Below are 1,713 nucleotides of genomic sequence, written 5' to 3'. Positions count from 1 at the left end.
ATTTTAGCCATCAGCTAAGAAATCCCATTACAGCTTCAACAATTTTTAGCGATTTATTAATAAATAGCGACTTAAATTCTGAGCAAAAAAATTATTTAGAGATTATTCAATCTGCCAACAAAGATTTAAAAAATAGAATTGAGGATATTTTAGACATTTCGAAAATAGAATCTGGAAAACTCACTTTAATTGAAAAAGATTTCAATTTAACCGAACTTCTTCAAAGTATTGAAGTCATGTACACGTATTTAGCTAATAAAAAGGGTATTGAATTCAATTTAAAAATGGATGAAAAAATTCCGGAGTTTTTAATTGGGGACCAATATAGATTAAAACAAATTTTAGGAAATTTGCTTAACAATGCTATTAGCAATACCTCAAAAGGTTCAATAAGTTTACATATTTCTCTCAATTATATAAGAGCTAAAAAGGTGCATCTTCAATTTGAAATTACAGATACTGGCCACGGAATAAACAAAGAAAGTCTTGAAACTATTTTTGATAGATTTTCTAAAATAGAATCTGAAACCACCAATAATGATGGCGTTGGTTTAGGATTGGCCATTGTAAAATACTTGGTTACTGAAATGCAGGGCAACATTAAAGTGGAAAGCGGCATTCATAAAGGAGCTAAGTTTATATTTAACTTAAGTTTTATTACTTCTAGTTTTAGCCAAAGTCAAAAAGAGGAATTACTAAAAACCCAATTACCAAATTCGGATAAAAAATACCATGTTTTGTTGGTAGAAGATTCCGAATTAATACAATTATCCGTTTTAAAAACCCTAGCATCAACTGGGTTATTTTACATAAATATTGTTTCAAAAGGTGAAGAAATAATCTCGAATATTCTTGATAAAGAAGTGGATTTAATACTACTGTCTAATACTATTCCAGGGTATTCTGCCATTGATTTGGCTTCTACAGTACGTAACCTTTCAAAAATGCATAAAAAGTTGCCTATTATCGTACTTTCTACACAAGCTTACAAGGAAGACATAAAACGTTTTAAACAAAACAATATTAATAACGTTTTAGTAAAACCATTTGATAAAAAGAAACTTTTAGAAAGTATAACCAAATACCTAAAATAAATGTTGTTGGTTGTTTTTCAAGTTGAACTACGAATTAAACTGCTAGTGCATATGAACAAGCTAAGCGCTCTTTGGCTCTTTTAATTCTCATTTTTACTGCACTACCACCTATTCCTAAAACACTTTCAATGTTTTTAACACTTAAATTTTTCTGATATTTTAATTCTAAAATCGATCTGTCATTTTCAGGAATATCTTTTAAAGCATTTGACAATTTTATAACCGATTTTTCTGAAAACTCATTTGAGTCATCTATTTCTTCAGCATAATTTCCAAAATCAAAAGTTTCTGGCATTCTACTTTCATATTTTCGTTTAGCATTTCTATTTACATAATTAACACAATGGTTATATGTTAATGAATAAATCCAGGTTGAAAATTTAGATTTACCTTCAAAACTTGGTAACTTCAAATACAATTTTAAAAAAATATCTTGGGCCAAATCTTTAGCCTCATCTTCATTCTTTACAAAAGAATAGCATTTATTATAAACATGATGCGAAAATCTCTCGTATAAAAGTTCAAATAAGTGAACTTCTTTATGGTCAACAATTCTAGATACTAATGCTTCGTTTGTCAAAACTATTTGGTTTAAGGGTTACAACTACCTCAATAGTAT

Annotated in this window: 2 protein-coding genes; one reads left to right on the top strand and one right to left on the bottom strand. The window is 28.4% G+C overall.

All coding sequences use genetic code 11. The features are described 5' to 3' along the window. A partial coding sequence (locus tag WBN21_RS13020) for an ATP-binding response regulator (RefSeq protein ID WP_424200958.1) occupies window positions 1-1,094 on the top strand: 1,094 nt, incomplete at its 5' end. A 34-nt stretch (window positions 1,095-1,128) separates the two neighbouring features. Here WBN21_RS13020 and WBN21_RS13015 read toward each other — a convergent pair. Next, a complete protein-coding gene (locus tag WBN21_RS13015; RefSeq protein WP_424200956.1) occupies window positions 1,129-1,674 on the bottom strand; it encodes an RNA polymerase sigma factor in 546 nt (181 codons plus the stop codon). Between the last annotated feature and the right edge of the window lie 39 nt (window positions 1,675-1,713).

The organism is Algibacter sp., from assembly GCF_049667265.1.
Taxonomy (GTDB): domain Bacteria; phylum Bacteroidota; class Bacteroidia; order Flavobacteriales; family Flavobacteriaceae; genus Algibacter_B.
The sequence above is the reverse complement of the archived record's forward strand: the minus strand, read 5'-3'. Positions and strand labels throughout refer to the sequence as shown.